Annotated in this window: 16 protein-coding genes; 12 read left to right on the forward strand and 4 right to left on the reverse strand. The window is 72.7% G+C overall.

All coding sequences use genetic code 11. The features are described 5' to 3' along the window. The first annotated feature begins 58 nt into the window (after positions 1 to 58). Positions 59 to 739, forward strand: a complete 681-nt coding sequence (locus ACH4TL_RS27270; protein ID WP_398319972.1) for an ABC transporter permease — start codon at positions 59 to 61, stop codon at positions 737 to 739. 9 nt (positions 740 to 748) lie between these two features. Here the strand turns inward: ACH4TL_RS27270 and ACH4TL_RS27275 are convergent, their stop codons facing one another. Next, positions 749 to 1,774, reverse strand: coding sequence for a LacI family DNA-binding transcriptional regulator (locus ACH4TL_RS27275; RefSeq protein ID WP_398319969.1), 1,026 nt, complete (start codon positions 1,772 to 1,774; stop codon positions 749 to 751). A 215-nt stretch (positions 1,775 to 1,989) separates the two neighbouring features. Between ACH4TL_RS27275 and ACH4TL_RS27280 the strand changes: the two genes are divergently transcribed. The 6 genes from ACH4TL_RS27280 to ACH4TL_RS27305 all read left to right on the forward strand — a co-directional run bounded on the left by ACH4TL_RS27280 (position 1,990) and on the right by ACH4TL_RS27305 (position 7,603). Then, positions 1,990 to 3,009, forward strand: coding sequence for an asparaginase (locus ACH4TL_RS27280; RefSeq protein ID WP_398319966.1), 1,020 nt, complete (start codon positions 1,990 to 1,992; stop codon positions 3,007 to 3,009). Beyond that, entirely contained in the window at positions 3,002 to 3,880 is an 879-nt protein-coding gene (locus tag ACH4TL_RS27285) for a polysaccharide deacetylase (RefSeq protein ID WP_398319963.1), read from the forward strand. The genes ACH4TL_RS27280 and ACH4TL_RS27285 overlap by 8 nt, the downstream gene beginning before the upstream one ends. 73 nt (positions 3,881 to 3,953) lie before the next feature. After that, the gene (locus ACH4TL_RS27290; RefSeq protein WP_398319960.1) at positions 3,954 to 5,309 is read left to right on the forward strand and encodes an MFS transporter; all 1,356 of its coding nucleotides are present in this window, start codon (positions 3,954 to 3,956) and stop codon (positions 5,307 to 5,309) included. Positions 5,310 to 5,331: 22 nt separating this feature from the next. Next, a complete protein-coding gene (locus ACH4TL_RS27295; protein WP_398319957.1) occupies positions 5,332 to 6,111 on the forward strand; it encodes an SDR family NAD(P)-dependent oxidoreductase in 780 nt (259 codons plus the stop codon). After that, entirely contained in the window at positions 6,108 to 6,851 is a 744-nt protein-coding gene (locus ACH4TL_RS27300; protein ID WP_398319954.1) for an SDR family NAD(P)-dependent oxidoreductase, read from the forward strand. The genes ACH4TL_RS27295 and ACH4TL_RS27300 overlap by 4 nt, the downstream gene beginning before the upstream one ends. A 62-nt stretch (positions 6,852 to 6,913) precedes the next feature. Continuing rightward, entirely contained in the window at positions 6,914 to 7,603 is a 690-nt protein-coding gene (locus tag ACH4TL_RS27305; RefSeq protein ID WP_398319951.1) for a hypothetical protein, read from the forward strand. A 123-nt stretch (positions 7,604 to 7,726) separates the two neighbouring features. Here ACH4TL_RS27305 and ybaK read toward each other — a convergent pair whose 3' ends face one another. From ybaK to ACH4TL_RS27320, 3 genes are read right to left on the reverse strand one after another with little or no spacing between them, the layout of a single operon-like run. Further along, positions 7,727 to 8,239 carry a Cys-tRNA(Pro) deacylase gene (gene ybaK, locus ACH4TL_RS27310; RefSeq protein WP_398319948.1) on the reverse strand — a complete coding sequence of 171 codons (513 nt, stop codon included), beginning with the start codon at positions 8,237 to 8,239 and terminating at the stop codon, positions 7,727 to 7,729. A gap of 17 nt (positions 8,240 to 8,256) precedes the next feature. After that, positions 8,257 to 8,997, reverse strand: coding sequence for an LON peptidase substrate-binding domain-containing protein (locus ACH4TL_RS27315; protein WP_398319945.1), 741 nt, complete (start codon positions 8,995 to 8,997; stop codon positions 8,257 to 8,259). 56 nt (positions 8,998 to 9,053) lie between these two features. Continuing rightward, a complete protein-coding gene (locus ACH4TL_RS27320) occupies positions 9,054 to 10,649 on the reverse strand; it encodes an oxidoreductase (RefSeq protein ID WP_398319942.1) in 1,596 nt (531 codons plus the stop codon). A 157-nt stretch (positions 10,650 to 10,806) separates the two neighbouring features. Between ACH4TL_RS27320 and hisD the strand changes: the two genes are divergently transcribed. Genes hisD through hisH form a run of 5 tightly spaced genes read left to right on the forward strand, consistent with a single transcriptional unit; the run spans position 10,807 to position 14,631 of the window. Then, positions 10,807 to 12,132 (forward strand): histidinol dehydrogenase, encoded by a 1,326-nt coding sequence (gene hisD / locus ACH4TL_RS27325; RefSeq protein ID WP_398319939.1) that lies wholly within the window; start codon positions 10,807 to 10,809, stop codon positions 12,130 to 12,132. Then, on the forward strand, positions 12,129 to 13,235 hold the full coding sequence (locus ACH4TL_RS27330; RefSeq protein WP_398319936.1) for a histidinol-phosphate transaminase: 1,107 nt from the start codon (positions 12,129 to 12,131) through the stop codon (positions 13,233 to 13,235). Before hisD ends, ACH4TL_RS27330 begins: the two co-directional genes overlap by 4 nt. Further along, entirely contained in the window at positions 13,232 to 13,825 is a 594-nt protein-coding gene (gene hisB, locus ACH4TL_RS27335) for an imidazoleglycerol-phosphate dehydratase HisB (RefSeq protein WP_398319933.1), read from the forward strand. The genes ACH4TL_RS27330 and hisB overlap by 4 nt, the downstream gene beginning before the upstream one ends. After that, a complete protein-coding gene (locus ACH4TL_RS27340; RefSeq protein ID WP_179933723.1) occupies positions 13,826 to 13,990 on the forward strand; it encodes a hypothetical protein in 165 nt (54 codons plus the stop codon). Further along, positions 13,987 to 14,631: an imidazole glycerol phosphate synthase subunit HisH gene (hisH, locus tag ACH4TL_RS27345; protein ID WP_398319930.1), complete on the forward strand. Its 645-nt coding sequence runs from the start codon at positions 13,987 to 13,989 to the stop codon at positions 14,629 to 14,631. Before ACH4TL_RS27340 ends, hisH begins: the two co-directional genes overlap by 4 nt. The last annotated feature ends 31 nt before the right edge of the window (positions 14,632 to 14,662 follow it).

Genomic DNA, 14,662 nt, shown 5'->3' on the forward strand with positions numbered 1-14,662 from the left:
GCGCCGCAGCGGACCTCCCGCCGACCGAAGTACGCCGTCCACCTGGCACGATGACGGGGTGACCGCACCGTTGACGCCGCATGAACAGCCCTCGCCGCACGACGACGCCGAGCACGGGCAGCCCACACCGGGCGAACCGGCTGCTCAGGGGCATCCCGAGCCGTATCCCGGCGCAGCGGAGGCCGAGCACTCCGAGCACTCAGAACCGGGGGAGGAGCTGCGCGCCGAGCTGGTCCAGGCATCCGTCGCGGCGATCGCGGTGGCGGTCGCGGGCGTGCTGCTCGGGCTGCTGTGGCTGTGGCTGGCGCCGCGGGTGGCGCTGATCTCGGACGGCAGGGCCGTGTATCTGAAGAACTCGGAGGGCGAGGACGCGATCGGCGCGGACGGGGTGTTCGTGCTGGCCGCGCTGGCCTTCGGCCTGGTCTCGGCGCTGCTGGCCTTCCTGTTCTGCCGCCGCGGCGGGGTCGCCCTGGTGGTCGGGCTGGCGATCGGCGGCGTCCTCGGCTCGGTGATCGCCTGGCGTCTTGGCGTCTGGCTCGGGCCGTCCACGGACGTCGTGGCGCACGCCAAGCAGGTCGGCAAGGGCGTCACGTTCGACGCCCCGCTGAAGCTGAACGCCAAGGGCGCGCTGCTGGCGTGGTCGGTGGCCGCGATGGTCGTGCACCTGGCCCTGACCGGCCTGTTCGGCCCCCGCGACGAGGAGCCGGAAACCTACTACCAGGCCACGACCGCCGCGTAACGGCAGCCTTCAGACCCGCGGCGCGCTGGAGGCGCGGACGACCAGTTCCGGGCGCAGGCGCTCGGACTCGACCGCTTCGCCCTCCAGCAGCCGGACCAGCATCCGCAACCCCCGGCGGCCCATCTCCAGCATGGGGGACCGGACGGTCGTCAGCGGCAGCGGCAACTCGGCCGCCAGCGGGGTGTCGTTGAACCCCACCACCGCCACATCGGCGCCCGCCCGCAGACCCTGCTCGCGGAGGGCGCCGATCGCGCCGATGGCCGCGAAGTCGTTCACCGCGAAGACCGCCGTCGGCGGCTCCGGCGTGTCCAGCAGCCGCGCCGTGGCGGCGTGCCCGCCGGACACGTCGAAGCGGGAGTGCGTGATCCGGTGGGCCGGGACGGGCAGCCCCGCCTCCCGGTAGCGGTCCACCAGGCCCGCCGTACGGTCGATACCGGTGCTCGCGTACGGCTCGCCGGCGACCACCGCGACATCGCGGTGGCCCAGCTCCAGCAGATGCTCGGCGACCAGCCGTCCGCCCAGATAGTCGTCGCAGGTCACCGACGGATGGTCGGCACAGGTCCGGCTGACCAGGACGAACGGGATGCCGCGCCCGGCCACCTCGGCCAGGAAGCGCCCGTCCGCGTGCGCGTCGCCGAAGATCATGCCGTCGACGCGCCGCCCGATGACCATCTTGGTGCGGGTGCGCTGCGCCTCGGGGCTGTCGCCGGTGTTGGCGACGAACGTCGACAGGCCCTGCTCGGCCGCGGCCTCCTCGATGCCCTCGTAGATCGTGGCGAGCACGATGTCCGACAGCCGGGGGACCAGGACGCCGACCAGATTGCTGCGCCGGGTGCGCAGGCTGGTGGCATGGGGATTGGGCTGGTAGCCCAGTTCGTCGGCGAGCCGGCGGACCCGCTCCACGGTCTCGGCCGAGGCGGCGCGCAGGCTCTCGTCCGGCTTGGCGTGCAGGACCCGCGAGACGGTCGAGACATGCAGACCGAGCTGATCGGCGATGGTGCGCAGGGTGACCGGTCGTGATTGCTGCGTGCCCACTTCGGCTCGGCCTCCGGTTGTCCCACCGCCGCACCCCGACCCCGTGCGGCGAACGAACGTGATGGTAACAGCGGACCTCTTGACACCTGTGGCCGGTGGCACACATCCTACCCAAACGATTGCCCCAAACGTTTGGGCACGAGTTTGAGCCACGCAGGGCGCTGTTTCAGGCCAGGAATGGTGGCCCGATTCGCGCCACGTCAAGAGGAGGCCGGGTGCGCAGGATCGTCGTACTGTCGACGGGCGGGACCATCGCCACCCGTCAGGACGCCCATGGCACCCGGCTGGCCGCCGACCCGGCGGACGCCCTGCTGGACCGGCTTCCCCGGCTCCCGGGCGTATCGGTCGAGACGCGCGACGTCTTCTGCCTCGGCAGCTATCTGCTGACCCCGGCCGATATGCGCGACGTCGCCGTGGCCGCCCACGAGGCACTGGCCGACAGCGGCGTCCAGGGCGTGGTGGTCACCCACGGCACCGACAGCCTGGAGGAGACCGCGTACCTCCTCGACCTCTTCCACGCCGACCCCCGGCCCGTGGTGTTCACCGGCGCGATGCGCCCGGCGGACGCCCCGGACGGCGACGGCCCGCGCAACCTCGCCGACGCCATCGCCGTCGCGAACGCCGACCGCGCCCGCGACCTCGGCGTGCTCATCTCCTTCGACGGCCGGATCTACCCCGCGCGCGGCACCCGCAAGACCCACACCCTGGCCCCCGCCGCGTTCGCCGCCCCCGACGGCGGTCCGCTGGGGCGGGTGGCCGACGGCGAGGTGGAGATCACCGCGGCGCCGCTGCGCCCCGAACCGCTCGACCTCGCGGCCTTCCCGGTCGGCGACCCCGGGCGCGTCCGCACCGACATCGTCGCGGTCTACCCCGGCTGCGACATCCAGGCCCTGCGCGCGGTGGCCGACGCGGGCGCCCGCGCGGTGGTCCTGGAGGCCACCGGCTCGGGCAACGCCAACCCGGAGGTCGCCGCCGAGGTCGCCCGGCTCGTCGGCTCCGGCGTCGTGGTCGCGCTCTCGACGCGGGTCCACGCCGGACCGGTCGCCGCGGTGTACGGCAACGGCGGCGGCGCCGACCTGGTCCGGGCCGGGGCCGTCCCCACCGGAACCCTGCGCCCCTCCCAGGCGCGGGTCCTGCTCACCGCCCTGCTCGGGTGCTACGGCGACCCGGCGCGGGTGCGGACCGCACTGGAAACAGCACTGGAAACATCACTGGAGAGGAACCAGCATGGCTAAAGAGATCTTTGTGGCGTTCGGCGTCGACGTCGACGCGGTGGCGGGCTGGCTGGGCAGCTACGGCGGCGAGGACTCGCCCTGTGACATCTCCCGCGGCATGTTCGCCGGGGAGGTCGCGGTGCCGCGGCTGCTGCGCCTGTTCGAGCGCAAGGAGCTGCGTACCACCTGGTTCATCCCCGGCCACTCCCTGGAGACCTTCCCCGACCAGACCCGCGCGGTGGTCGCCGGCGGCCATGAGATCGGCGCGCACGGCTACTCGCACGAGAACCCGATCGCGATGACCCGGGCCCAGGAGAGCGCCATCCTGGACCGCAGCATCGAGCTGATCGAGAAGGTCGCGGGGCGCCGCCCGACCGGCTACGTCGCCCCCTGGTGGGAGTTCTCGCCGGTGACCAACGAGCTGCTGATCGAGCGCGGCATCTCGTACGACCACTCCCTGATGCACAACGACTTCACGCCCTATTACGTGCGCGTCGGCGACAGCTGGACGAAGATCGACTACTCGCGTCCTGCCGAGGAGTGGATGAAGCCGCTGGTGCGCGGCGAGGAGACCGGCCTGGTCGAGATCCCGGCCAACTGGTACCTCGACGACCTGCCGCCCATGATGTTCGTCAAGGCCAGCGCCAACAGCCATGGCTTCGTCAGCCCGCGCGAGCTGGAGCAGACCTGGCGCGACCAGTTCGACTGGGTCTACCGCGAAATGGACTACGCGGCCTTCACCATGACGATCCATCCCGATGTCTCGGGGCGTCCTCAGACGCTGCTGATGCTGGAGCGGCTGATCGAGTACATCAGCGGCCACGAGGGCGTCCGCTGGTCGACCTTCGACGAGATCGCCACCGACTTCAAGGCCCGCTCCCCCCGGGCCTGATCCCCCGCCGCACCTCTTTCCGTCCCCCTCCGCTCTCCCCGTCTCCCTCCGCTCCCGACAAGGGGTATCCGTCATGCCCACCGTCTCCTCCCACGACAGAGGCACCTCCGGCTCCAGACCCACCACCACCCCCGCCCGGCGGCTGCCGCGCATCGGCGTGCGCGCCACGCGCAAGGCCACCGCGATCGCCTTCTGCGCCTGGGTGTTCGCCGTCTACGACTACATCCTGTTCGGCACCCTGCTGCCCGAGATCTCCGACCGCTTCGGCTGGAGCGAGGAGCGGGCGGCGCTGATCTCCACGCTGATCTCCGTCGGCACCGCCGTCGTCGTCCTCGGCGTCGGCCCGCTCGTCGACCGGCTCGGCCGCCGCAGGGGCATGATCCTCACCGTCTCGGGCACCGCCCTGGCCTCCGCCGCCTCGGCCGTCACCCCCGGCGCCGCCTATCTGGTCGGTGTCCGCTCGATCGGCGGTCTCGGCCTGTCGGAACAGGCCGTCAACACGACCTATCTGAACGAGATCTACGCCGTCACCGAGGACGAGGCGATCAAGGAGCGCCGCGGCTTCGTCTACAGCATGGTGCAGTCCGGCTGGCCCGTCGGCACCCTGGTCGCGGCCGCGTTCGTCGCCGTCTTCCTGCCGCTCGTCGGCTGGCGCGGCTGCTTCCTGCTCGCCACCTTCCCCGCCCTCGTCATCGCCCTGCTGCGGCGCGGACTGCCGGAGACCCCGCAGTTCGAGCTGGAGGCGCGGCTGCGGGCCCTGCGGAAGGAGGGCAAGGAGGCGGAGGCGCGGCAACTCGCCGCCGAGTACGGCGTGGACGAGAGCCCCGGCACCCCGCTGCTGGAGATCTTCCGCGGCCGGGCGCGCCGCAACACCCTCGTCCTCAGCTTCGCCTGGCTCGCCAACTGGTTCGGCATCCAGATCTTCAGCGTGCTCGGCACGACGGTGCTCACCAAGGCCAAGGGCGTCAGCTTCGAGGGTTCCCTGCTGCTGTTCATCGTCATCAACGCCGTCGGCTTCGCCGGTTACCTCTTCCATGGCTGGGCCGGTGACCGCTTCGGCCGCCGCAACGTCATCGCCTGCGGCTGGATCGTCTCCGGCGTCCTCTTCGCCCTCATGCTTACCGTCGCGCACGGCACCGGGCCCGTGGTGGTCCTCTACTCCCTCGGGATGTTCTTCCTGATCGGCCCGTACGCGGCGATGCTCTTCTACATGGGCGAGTGCTACGACACCCGCTGCCGGGCCACCGGCACCTCCTTCATCAACGCCTTCAGCCAGCCCGGGGCCGTCATCGCCGGTGCCCTCGCCACCACGATGCTCGCCTCCGGTGCCCACTGGGGCCAGACCGCGCTGCTCGTGGGAGCCGTCGGAACGTTTCTCTCCGGCTTTGTGATGTTCGCGGCGCGCCGCGTCGACACGGTCGAAGCCTGAACCCCACCCAGGAGTCTCTTCAGTGATACAGAACGATCAGCCCGAGCGGCCGGTCGCCGTGATCACCGGCGCGGCCAGCGGCATCGGCCGCGCGCTCGCCGTCGCCTACGCGCGCCGCGGTGTACGGACGGTGCTCGGCCACTACCCCGGCGACCCCCACGACCCGGACGAGACCGTGACGCTGGTCGAGGCGGCGGGCGGCACCTGCGTACGGCACGAGGTGGACGTGACCGACCCGGCGGCCGTCGAGGCGTTCGCGGAGGCCGCCCTCACCGCGTACGGCCGCCTGGACATCGCCGTCGCGAACGCCGGGGTGCTGCGCCGCGCGCCGCTCGCCGAACTCACCGACGACGCCTGGGACGACATGCTCTCCGTCGACCTCACCGGCGTGCTGCGCACCCTGCGCTCCGCCGCCGGGCGCATGTCGGGGCCGGGCGCGATGGTGGCCGTCTCCTCCATCGCGGGCGGCGTCTACGGCTGGGGCGACCACGCCCACTACGCCGCCGCCAAGTCCGGAGTGCTGGGGCTGTGCCGCAGCCTGGCGGTCGAACTGGCCCCGCGCGGCATCCGCGTCAACGCGGTGATCCCCGGGCTCATCGTCACCCCGCAGTCCTCCGACCCGGTCAACTCGCTCGGCCCCGACGGGCTCGCCCGCGCCGCCGCGTCCATCCCCTGGGGGCGGGTCGGCCGGCCCGAGGAGGTCGCGGCCGCGATCGCCTATCTGACCTCCGAGGGCGCCTCGTACGTCACCGGCCAGAGCCTCGTGGTGGACGGCGGGCTCACCGTGAGGATGCCCGCATGACGGCCGGGGCGCTGGACGGGCGCACCGCTTTCGTCACCGGCGGGGCCAGCGGTATCGGCCGGGCCATCGCGGCGGCCTACGTGCGGGAAGGCGCCCGCGTCGTGATCGCCGACCGCGACGCGCTCCGCGCCGCGGCCGCCGCCGAGGGGACCGGCGCGGCCGGACACGCCGCCCTGGACGTCACCGACCCCGCCGCCGTCGAGGCCGTGACGGGCGCGGTGGCGGGGGAGTACGGCGGCATCGACATCCTGGTCAACGCCGCGGGCATCCTCACCGAGGCGCCCCTGACCGAGATGGACCCGCGGCTGTGGTCGGAGACCATCGCCGTCGACCTCACCGGGGTCTTCCTGTGCTGCCGCTACGTCGTGCCGGGGATGGCCGAACGCGGCTGGGGGCGGGTCATCAACATCGCCTCCCAGCTCGGCATCAAGGGCGGCCGCTCGCTGTCCCACTACGCGGCCGCCAAGGCCGGGGTCATCGGGCTGACCAAGTCCCTCGCCCTGGAGGTGGCGGAACGCGGCGTCCTGGTCAACGCCATCGCGCCAGGACCCGTCGACACGCCGATGGTCGCCGGGATCACCGCCGAGTGGAAGGCCGCCAAGCAGGCCGAACTCCCCCTGGGCCGCTTCGGCCGCCCGGAGGAGGTGGCCCCCACCGCCGTCCTGCTGGCCAGCGAGCCGGGCGGCAACCTGTACGTCGGCCAGACGCTGGGGCCCAACAGCGGCGACGTCATGCCCTAGCCGCGGTGGCTCGCGCCGCGGACGGAGACCATGGGCGGCACCTGGACGGAGGAGGTGACCGGATGTGCGGGGCGTGCGGTGAGCGCGGGGCGTTCGACTGGGCCCGGGCCTGGACCGCCGGGGTCGCCGCCCGGCGGGCGGTGGCCCTCGCCGCGGCCCGGGCGGCGGACCGGCCCGGGCTGCGGGTGACCGCGGACGGAGGCGGATGGCTGGTGACCGGGCCCACGGGCGCGGCCATCGCCTGCGACGGGCTCGGCGCGCTCGTCGCGGCCGTACGGCGCGGCTCCGGCGCCGAGGAACCCGCGCCCTGGGACCCGGCGCGCCCCTCGGGGCGGCTGTCGGTGCCGGGCGAGCCGGACCGGCGTACCGGCGTCGTGCTGCGGGTGGGTCCCGGCGGGGCCCACTGCCCGGACGCGGCGCTGGCCGGGCGGGACGGGGAGGCGGCGGTGGTGGACTGCGAGGCCACCGCCCGCGAGGTGCTGGCCGCGCTCGCCTCGCCGCGCTGGTTCCCGCGCCGCTGTCTGGAGCGGGTGGAGGGCGTCACCGCGGCCTGGGGACGCCCGGTGGACGCCACGGGCCCGCGCTGCCCCGAACTGGCCGCGGACCACCTGGTCCGGCTGGAGTGGACGCGCCAGACCGGCCGCCTGCACGGCACGGCCCTCGCAGCCCGCGGCCCCCTCGGGCCGGGCGCGGAATACGACGTGGAGATCCGCGACGGCCACGTGGTGCGCGCGACGACCCACATCGCGTAGGACCCGCCCGCACGGTCGGGGCACCTTCCGGACGGCGTCCGGGTGGCGGGCCTGCCCCCGGTCAGCCGGGAGCGTGTGCCGGGCGTCGCGGGCCGTGCGGGGCTGCGCGGTCCGCGATGGCGGCTAGGCGTCGAAGCGGGCGATCGGGGCTACTACCGCTTCGGTCAGTGACGCCAGGTCCTTCGGGGACAGCTCGACCTCCAGGCCCCGGCGGCCCGCCGAGACGTGGATCGTCTCGTGGGCGTCGGCGGAGGCGTCCAGCGCGGTCGGCAGACGCTTGCGCTGGCCGAGCGGGGAGATGCCGCCGCGGACGTAGCCCGTGGTGCGCTCGGCCGCCGCCGGGTCCGCCATCGTGGCGCGCTTGCCGCCGACCGCGGCGGCGAGCGCCTTGAGGTCGAGGGTGGCCGATACGGGCACGATGGCGACCGTGAGGCGGTCGTCGACGCTCGCGACGAGGGTCTTGAACACCCGGCCCGGCTCCACGCCCAGCGCCTGCGCGGCCTCCTCGCCGTACGAGGCGGCCGCCGGGTCGTGGTCGTAGGAGTGCACGGTGAAGGCCGTGCCCGCCGCGGTGAGGGCGGTGGTGGCGGGGGTTCCGGTGGAACCGGGGGAGTTCTTCTTGGTCTTCTTCGCCATCTTCACAAGAGGTCGCGTCAGTTGGGGCTGGTGGGGCGGCGGGTCAGCTCGACGGCGGGCAGGGACGGGAGCTTACCGATGACCGCGCTCTCGGAGCGCAGCATCTTCAGCTCGTCGGCCAGCCTGCTCGCCGTGTCCGGCGCCTGGAGCAGCCGCTGCTTGGCCGGGGTGTCGAGCACGGCGGCGGCAGCGACCAGATAGGAGAGCACCGACGGCTCGCCCGGCAGGTCCTGCTCGGCGGCCAGGGTGCGCTCCCGGGCGCCCGCGAGCCGCTTCTGGTAGGTGCGGAAGGCCCGGACCACTCCGGAGGCCAGCGCTCCGGCGCCGTCGCCCGGCTCCTCCTCCAACTCCTTGACCTCGCCGACCAGATAGGGGCCTGTGGCGTCCACGGACAGCAGCTCGAAGCGGGTGGTGCCGGTGGCCAGCACCTCGAAGGTGCCGTCGTCCTGCTCCCGGATGGTGGCCGCGTCCGCGACGCAGCCCACCCCGTAGAACGACTTGGCCGGGTCGGGGCCGAAGCCCGCGGCCGGGCCCGGGTCGGGGGCGGGCGCGGACTCCGGGAGGCCGATCGCGCTGGGCGCGACCTCGTGGCCGTCCCTGATCGCGACCACCCCGAACCGGCGCGGTTCGTCCTCGGGAAGCGCCGAAAGATCGCGCATCAGGGAGCGGTACCGCTGTTCGAAGACGTTCAAGGGCATGACGAGCCCCGGGAACAGCACCGTGTTCAGCGGGAAGAGCGGAAGGCGCGCGGAGGTCACGGGGCGTAAGCCTAATGGCCTCAACAGTGTTCGTTCACTGGCGCCGCCGCGGCCGGTCACTGGCGGCGCAGCAGCCGGGACGCACCGGCCGCGACGGTGGTGGCCAGCACCCAGCCGAGCAGGATCATCACGATCGACGCCCACTGGACCGTGCCCGCGGGTTTCCAGTAGCCGTCCTGGCCCAGGTTGATGACCGGGATCAGCAGATCGAGCGCGTAGAGCGAGGCGTTCCAGTACGGCGTTTCACCCGGTTTGATGGGCTCCGGCCTGTTGTGCGCGAAGAACACCGAGCCGACCGCCCACAGCACCGCCATCCACACCGCCGCCCGGCCCGGCCGGTAGCCGTAGGCCACGGTCCAGTCCTGGAGGTAGCCCCACATCTTCCCGGCGAGCGGCAGCGTTTCGCGGCGCCGCCGCTGCTTGGCGAGCAGCACCTCGCGCGCGTCGGCGTCCTCGCCGCTGGCCCGCATGGTGTTGGCCAGCATCTCGTACGGCTCGGGCGCGTACTCGGGGGTCGCGGCGGCCACCCACTCCAGCCGCCGGGACAGCGGGAAGTGGCCGCGCGGGATCAGGTTCTCGTACGAGAAGCCCGCCATGGTCAGCCCGCCGGGGCCCGGCCAGCTCACCGACTTGTCGACCAGATTGACCACCTTGGCGCCGGACAGGATCACCCGGCCGCGCTGCGGCCGCTCGCCGAGGAAGCGCAGCTCGGGCGTCTGCACCCGGCGCAGCGACAGCTCCTGGTCGTTCTCCATGACGAAGCGGGCCTGGTCGAAGTCGATGGCGTCGCCGATCCGCCCGTCGTCCAGCCGGATGCCGCCCTCGCATTCGAAGCGCTGGATGCGGGTGCCGCGGGTCGGCGTGCTGGCCGTGCCGTACGGCGGCGTCGAACCGCTGGAGTAGGTGCTCACCCCGCCCGCGGTGAGGTACAGGCTGCGCTCGATGGTCAGCTGCGGCGCGTTCAGCGCCCGGCGCCCGTACGGATTGCGCAGCCGGCTGCCGCGCAGGCTGAGCGACACGCCGATCTGGGCGCCGCGCAGGCTGATCTCGCCGTACGACTCGATCATGTCGGCCTGGAAGTCCTGCGCGACGGTCAGCCCGTCGGCGGTGATGGACATGCCTCGGCGGTCGCGGCGCACGATCAGCTGGTTCAGCAGTAAATCGGTGCCGATGTGGGCGTCGGTGAGCCGGATGCCGTGGTCGACCACGCAGCGCGGCAGATGCAGATCGCCCTCGGTGCTCAGCCGGGCCGCCTCCAGCCGGGGCAGCGAGCAGCCCACCAGGCGGAGGGTGGTGAAGTGCGATTCGGGAAGCAGCACCTCCCGCTCGAAGCGGCAGTTCTTCAGCTCCACGTACGGGTCGATGGTGCCGCCCGCCAGATCTAGGGTGCCGGTGATGTGCACCCCGTTGAGCTTGAGCGCCGAGACCCGGCCGGGCTGGGCGGGCGGCCCGTCCAGCAGCAGCAGGGCGACGACCCGGGCGCGCACACTGCGCTCCGGGCCCCAGGCATACGGCCCCGAGGGGTCGTTCCGCTGGGGGTGGGAGGTGCGCAGATCGTGCGTACTGCCGTTGCGGAACGCCTGCCACATCCCCCACTCGGCGGTGGTCAGGTCGAGCCCCGGGGGAGGATCGCCGTCGCGTGGCTCGGTCACAGCCGTGTCGCCTCCTGTCCTCCGTACTCCCCGTACGGATCCCCATTCCCGCTGAGTAACCGCTTGAACGCCAACGGTCAGGATCAACTTAGGGGGTCCGTATCACTCACTGATACGGGGGGCGGGCCGCCGGAACACGTCTGAGACAATTGATCGCGTGATCTCCCGTATCGATCTGCGCGGTGCCGCCTTCCCGGAGGGCGGGATCGACCGCGACCTGCTGCCCCGTGCCGAGCTCGACGTCGAGGCCGCCCTGGAGAAGGTGCGGCCCATCTGCGACGACGTGCGCCATCGCGGCACCGCTGCACTGATCGAATACGCGCATCGGTTCGACGGCGTGACCATGGACCGGGTCCGGGTGCCCGCCGAGGAGCTGACCCGCGCCCTCGACGAGCTGGACCCGGCCGTGCGCGCGGCCCTGGAGGAGTCCGTCCGGCGGGCCCGGCTGGTCCACCGGGAGCAGCGGCGCGCCGACCACACCACGCAGGTCGTGCCGGGCGGCACGGTCACCGAGCGCTGGGTGCCCGTCGAGCGCGTCGGGCTGTACGCGCCGGGCGGGCGGTCCGTCTATCCGTCCTCCGTTGTGATGAACGTGGTGCCCGCGCAGGAGGCCGGGGTCGGCTCGATGGCCGTCGCCTCCCCGCCGCAGGCGGAGTTCGGCGGGCTGCCGCACCCCACCATCCTGGCGGCCTGCGCGCTGCTCGGCGTGGACGAGGTGTACGCGGCGGGCGGCGCCCAGGCGGTCGCGATGTTCGCGTACGGCACCGAGGACTGCCGTCCGGTCTCCATGGTCACCGGGCCCGGCAACATCTGGGTCGCCGCCGCCAAGCGGCTGCTCAAGGGCCGTATCGGCATTGACGCCGAGGCCGGGCCGACCGAGATCGCGATCCTCGCCGACTCCACCGCCGACCCGGTGCACGTCGCCGCGGACCTGATCAGCCAGGCCGAGCACGACCCGCTGGCCGCCTCGGTGCTGGTCACCGACTCCGAGGAGCTGGCCGCCGCGGTCGAGAAGGAGCTTGCGGTCCAGGTCGCGGCCACCAAGCACGTCGAGGACCGCATCGGCCCGGCGCTGGCCGGGCGGCAGTCCGGCATCGTGCTGGTCGACGGCCTCGACCAGGGCCTCGCGGTGGTCGACGCGTACGCGGCCGAGCACCTGGAGGTCCAGACGCGGGACGCGGCGGCGGTCGCCGCCCGGGTGCGCAACGCCGGGGCGATCTTCGTCGGCGCGTACGCACCGGTCTCGCTCGGCGACTACGCGGCGGGCTCCAACCACGTCCTGCCCACCGGCGGCTGCGCCTGCCACTCCTCGGGCCTCTCGGTGCAGTCCTTCCTGCGCGGCATCCACGTCGTGGACTACACCCGCGAGGCGCTGGCCGAGGTCGCGGGGCATGTGGTGACGCTCGCCGACGCGGAGGACCTGCCCGCGCACGGCGCGGCGGTGAAGGCACGGTTCGACTGGAAGGTACCTGGGAGCAAGTGACCGGGATCGATGATCTGCCCATCCGTGACGAGCTGCGCGGCAAGTCCCCGTACGGCGCGCCGCAGCTGGACGTCCCCGTACGGCTGAACACCAACGAGAACCCCTATCCGCTGCCCGAACCGCTGGTGGAGCGGATCGCGGAGCGGGTCGCCGAGGCGGCCCGCCTGCTCAACCGCTACCCGGACCGGGACGCGGTCGAGCTGCGCACCGAGCTGGCCCGCTACCTCACCCGTACGGCCGGTCTCGCGGTCGGACCCGAGCAGGTGTGGGCGGCCAACGGCTCCAACGAGGTGCTGCAGCAGCTGCTCCAGACCTTCGGCGGGCCCGGGCGCACCGCGATCGGCTTCGAGCCCTCGTACTCGATGCACGCGCTGATCTCGCGCGGCACCGGCACCGGCTGGATCTCAGGACCGCGGCACGACGACTTCACCATCGACGTCGAGGCCGCGTGCGCGACGATCGCCGAGCGCAAGCCGGACGTCGTCTTCATCACCTCGCCGAACAACCCGACCGGCACCGCCGTCGAGGCCGGGACGGTGCTCGCGCTGTACGAGGCGGCGCAGGCAGCCAAGCCGTCGCTGGTCGTGGTGGACGAGGCGTACGCCGAGTTCAGCCACCGCCCTTCGCTGCTGCCGCTGATCGAGGGCCGTCCGCATCTGGTGCTCTCCCGGACGATGTCCAAGGCGTTCGGCGCCGCCGGGCTGCGGCTCGGCTACCTCGCCGCCGACCCGGCCGTGGTCGACGCCGTTCAGCTGGTGCGGCTGCCGTACCACCTGTCCGCCGTCACCCAGGCCACCGCGCTGGCCGCCCTGGAGCACACCGATACGCTGCTCGGGTACGTCGACGCGCTCAAGACCGAGCGCGACCGGCTGGTGCGGGAACTGCGCGCCCTTGGCTGCGACGTGACCGACTCGGACGCCAACTTCGTCCAGTTCGGACGCTTCGACGATGCCCACGCGGCCTGGCAGACCCTGCTGGACCACGGCGTCCTGGTCCGGGACAACGGCGTACCGGGCCGGCTGCGGGTCACCGCGGGCACCCCCACCGAGAACGACGCGTTCCTCGACGCGGTTCGCGAGCTGATGAAGGAGAAGAGCGCATGACCCGCGTGGGCCGCGTGGAACGCACCACCAAGGAGACCTCGGTCGTCGTCGAGATCGACCTCGACGGCACCGGCAAGGTCGATGTCGCGACGGGCGTCGGCTTCTATGACCACATGCTCGACCAGCTCGGCCGCCACGGCCTCTTCGACCTCAGCGTCAAGACCGAGGGCGACCTGCACATCGACACCCACCACACCATCGAGGACACCGCCCTCGCGCTCGGCGCCGCCTTCAAGCAGGCGCTCGGCGACAAGACCGGCATCTACCGCTTCGGCAACTGCACCGTGCCGCTGGACGAGTCGCTGGCCCAGGTGACCGTCGACCTCTCCGGCCGCCCGTACCTCGTGCACACCGAGCCGGAGAACATCGCGCCGATGATCGGCACGTACGACACCACGATGACGCGGCACATCCTGGAGTCGTTCGTCGCCCAGGCGCAGATCGCCCTGCACGTCCACGTGCCGTACGGGCGCAACGCCCACCACATCGTGGAGTGCCAGTTCAAGGCGCTCGCCCGGGCGCTGCGGTACGCGAGCGAGCGCGACCCGCGCGCCGCCGGAATCCTCCCCTCCACGAAGGGCGCCCTCTGAATGAACGGGCTGTCGACCGTTTTCATCCTGCTCGGGCTGTTCCTTCTCGGCGGAGTCATCTCCTTCGCCAAGCAGGGGCTGCCCAAGGGCGTGATCGTGCTGCTGGGAGTGGGCGCCACGATGTCGCTGCTGGCCGGGATCCTGCGGCTGGAGGTCTGGAATTGAGCACCAGCACGAAGAACGTGATCGTGTTCGATTACGGCTTCGGCAATGTCCGCTCCGCCGAACGGGCCCTCGCCCATGTCGGCGCGGACGTCGAGATCAGCCGCGACTACGACAAGGCCATGGCTGCCGACGGCCTCCTCGTCCCCGGCGTCGGCGCCTTCAGCGCCTGCATGAAGGGGCTGCGCGAGGCCCGCGGCGACTGGATCGTGGGGCGCAGGCTCGCGGGCGGCCGCCCGGTCATGGGCATCTGCGTCGGCATGCAGATCCTCTTCGGCCGCGGCATCGAGCACGGCGTCGAGGCGGAGGGCCTGGACGAATGGCCCGGCACCGTCGAACCGCTGCGCGCCCCCGTCGTCCCCCACATGGGCTGGAACACGGTCACCGCGCCCGGCGACTCGCGGCTCTTCGCGGGCCTGGACAAGGACGAGCGCTACTACTTCGTCCACTCCTACGCCGTCCGCACCTGGGAGCTGGAGGTCGGCAACCCGCACATGGCCGGTCCCAAGGTCAGCTGGACGACGCACGGCGAGCCGTTCGTCGCCGCCGTGGAGAACGGCCCGCTGTGGGCCACCCAGTTCCACCCCGAGAAGTCCGGCGACGCCGGGGCCCGGCTGCTGCGCAACTGGCTCGACACGCTCTGACCGGCCCGCCCCGCCCGTACCCGCCCCGTCC

This window comes from Streptomyces sp. NPDC021115, from assembly GCF_044333065.1.
Lineage (GTDB): Bacteria > Actinomycetota > Actinomycetes > Streptomycetales > Streptomycetaceae > Streptomyces.

Coding starts and splice junctions, on each gene's coding strand:
- ACH4TL_RS27285 (WP_398319963.1), top strand. CDS start 3,002: ATGGCTAAAGAGATCTTTGTGGCGTTCGGCGTCGACGTCGACGCGGTG.
- ACH4TL_RS27290 (WP_398319960.1), top strand. CDS start 3,954: ATGCCCACCGTCTCCTCCCACGACAGAGGCACCTCCGGCTCCAGACCC.
- ACH4TL_RS27300 (WP_398319954.1), top strand. CDS start 6,108: ATGACGGCCGGGGCGCTGGACGGGCGCACCGCTTTCGTCACCGGCGGG.
- ACH4TL_RS27305 (WP_398319951.1), top strand. CDS start 6,914: ATGTGCGGGGCGTGCGGTGAGCGCGGGGCGTTCGACTGGGCCCGGGCC.
- ybaK (WP_398319948.1), bottom strand. CDS start 8,239: ATGGCGAAGAAGACCAAGAAGAACTCCCCCGGTTCCACCGGAACCCCC.
- hisB (WP_398319933.1), top strand. CDS start 13,232: ATGACCCGCGTGGGCCGCGTGGAACGCACCACCAAGGAGACCTCGGTC.
- ACH4TL_RS27340 (WP_179933723.1), top strand. CDS start 13,826: ATGAACGGGCTGTCGACCGTTTTCATCCTGCTCGGGCTGTTCCTTCTC.